Annotated in this window: 3 protein-coding genes; all 3 read right to left on the reverse strand. The window is 72.6% G+C overall.

Features of this window, described 5'->3' with window-relative positions; translation table 11 throughout:
• On the reverse strand, positions 1-892 hold an 892-nt coding region (locus KBX53_RS28680; RefSeq protein ID WP_247676369.1), incomplete at its 3' end, for a fused MFS/spermidine synthase.
• A gap of 36 nt (positions 893-928) precedes the next feature.
• Positions 929-1,945, reverse strand: coding sequence for a hypothetical protein (locus tag KBX53_RS28685; protein WP_030329778.1), 1,017 nt, complete (start codon positions 1,943-1,945; stop codon positions 929-931).
• Positions 1,946-2,124: 179 nt separating this feature from the next.
• Positions 2,125-2,753: inositol monophosphatase family protein (locus KBX53_RS28690; protein ID WP_210862694.1), on the reverse strand; the 629-nt coding region annotated here is incomplete at its 5' end.

Here is a 2,753-nt window from a genome sequence, read left to right on the forward strand (position 1 = left end):
TCGTGTACGCGTACTCCAGGTGCTTCGGGTCGGCGAGGTCCACGTACGAGTGCTGGGCGGAGTTGAGCAGCAACGTCCGCCCGCTGGGCCGGGCCGGGTCCGCTGTGACCCGGGCGCAGTGGTACGCCGTCTCGATGTCGCACGGGTTGGGCGCCACGGTGCTCAGCCCCGCCCCGACCAGGCCGAGCACGGCCAGCGCGGCCCGGGCCCGGGCCGGACCGGGCAGCTCGGTGGGCTCCTGCCGGCGCAGGTACCAGCCGAGGCCGATGCCGACCAGCCCGAGCGCGAGCGCCAGGGCCAGCAGGATGACGGTGCTGGGCAGTGCGGCGACCAGCACGAACCCGGTGAGCAGGGTTGCGGTGATGCCGCCCAGGGTGCCGATCCCGGAGAGCCGACCGACCACCTGGCCGGTGCGGCGCAGGTCGGCGAGCTGGAGTTTCACCACCAACGGGGTGACCGCGGCCAGCAACGCGGCTGGCACGAACACCGCCAGCGCGACGAGCAGCAGGATGCCGCTGGCCGCACCACCGCGCAGCACCTCACCGGCGTACCGGACGACGGGCAGGGTGACAGCTGTGGCGATGCCGGCCAGCACCAACGCCGGCGCCAGCAGACCTCGTGGGTTGCGCCGGTCGGCGAGCCAACCGCCGGACCACGCCCCGTACGCGATCGCGGCCAACGCGATGCCGATCACCGAGCTGGTCACCTGAAGGGTCACCCCGACGTACGGGCCGACCAGGCGCAGCGCGACGGTCTCCAGCACCAGCACGGCACCGCTGGAGAGGAACACCAGGAAGGCGGCCAGGCCGTTGGGCAGCGCCCGGCCGGTTGTCGGCACGGGCGGGGCCGGGTGCGCTGGCAGGGCCGCTACGTCGGACGGTGGGGAGCTCATCGTCGCGATGGTACGCAGCGAAGCTGGTGCTTCGGGTCAGTACATCGAGAGATGAACATGGTTCGTGTGGGACGCCGCCGGTGAGCCGCTACCACTGTACGAGCGCCACCCGGTGCCGGGATGCCAGATCTGCCGATACCAGATCACGTAGAGCACGCCCAGCCGGTCGGCGTTGCGCACGTGCCAGGCGGCCAGGCTGTCCCCGTACGCCTTGTCGCCGCCGGTCGCGTTCTTGTCCTCGAAGCCGTTCGTGGCGGCCGAGAAGTCGCAGGCCCTGCCCTTCGGGTGCTCGCCGCTGCCGCCGCTGCGCTTGCAGGAGACGTGCCGCTTGTAGCCGGCCGCCTGGGTCTGCTTGAGCGCGTTGAGGGTGCGCGGAGTGATGCACCCGGAGGTGGTCGGGTCCTTCACCGAGCAGGACTCCGACGGCCAGGACCCGTCGGAGTTGCGCGGCGCCGGCTTCGCCGAGGCGGAGCTGCCACCGCTGAAACCGTTGCTGCCGCCGGAGCTGACCTCGGCCAGCGCCTCCTCGGCTTCCTTCTTCTTCTTCGCCATCACCGCGAGCTGCTTCTGCTGCTCGCGGACCTCGGCGTCGATGGCGACCTTGGCCTGCTGCGCCTGCTGCCGAGCCTCGGTGAGGTCACGCAGCCGCTTGCTGTCCCGCTGGGCCATCAGGTCGAGGTCACCGGCGCGTTGCAGGAACGCCTCCGGCGTGGCGGTGTTGAGCAGCATCGAGACCGCGCTCAGCCGACCCACCCGGTACGACTGGGCGGCCACCTCACCCACCTGCGCGCTGAGCCCGACCAGCCGACCCTCCAGCGTCGTCAGCTCGCCGTTCAGCGCCGTCTGGCGACGCTTGGAATTGTCCAGTTTGGCCTTCGCCTCGATGTGCCCCCGGGCGGTCAGCTCCAGCGCGTCCTGCAGCTTCTTGCTGCCACCCTCACCCGGCTCCGCGTACGCGGGCGCAACGGCACCGCCGAGCACCAGCGCGACGGCGGCGAGCAGGGCGAACAGAGCGCGGCGACCGAGCCGCGGGCTGAGCCTGGTCCTGGGCACGAAAGCGTCCTTCCGTAGACCGCCGGCCCCCGATTGACACTGCACGCGACGCCGGTCGGCGGCCTGCTGGCGGAGACCGCCGGTCACGATACCGGACTGCGGGCCGGTGACCAGCCCCCTGACCCTCGGGCTGTCCCGATGTCGACGCAGCGTCCCAACGCGGTCGCGCAGCGCGCCGATCAGGTGGTGAGCAGCGCGTCGTGCACCTCGGCCCAGACCTGCTCGTTGGCCGCCACCAGCAGACCGCGGCCGTCGTCGGCGGGGTGGTAGTCGACGCCGTCGAACCGGCGGGCGACACCCCCGGCGGCGGCGGCCCGGACCAGCAGGGTGCCCGGGGCGTGATCCCAGGGCAGGGTGCGCCAGAAGAGGACGAACTGCTGCTCGCCGGTGAGGATGTCCAGGTACTCCCGACCGGCGCAGTGCAGGCCGGGCAGCAGCTCACCGAGCCGCTGACCGCCCGCGCGGACCCGGTCGCGGGTCTCCGGCGGCAGGAATTTGGTCATCGCCGCCCCGCGCAGCTCGCCGAGCGGCGGCACCGTGCTGTCGACGGGCCGACCGTTGAGCAGGGTGCCCTCGTCCGCCCACCCTGCGGCGAGCGGGTCGGCGAGCGGGTCGAGGATCCAACCGGCGGTCGGCCGACCGTCGCTCAGTAACGACACCATCAGGGCGAACGGGCGGCGACCGGCGGCGAAGTTGGCAGTACCGTCGACCGGGTCGACCAGCCAGACGTCCCCGCCGTCGCGCAGGTGCCGCAGCAACCCCGGGTCGTCGGCGACGCCCTCCTCACCGACCACCATCGAGCCCGGCC

This window comes from Micromonospora sp. M51 (assembly GCF_018070305.1).
Taxonomy (GTDB): Bacteria; Actinomycetota; Actinomycetes; order Mycobacteriales; family Micromonosporaceae; genus Micromonospora; species Micromonospora parva.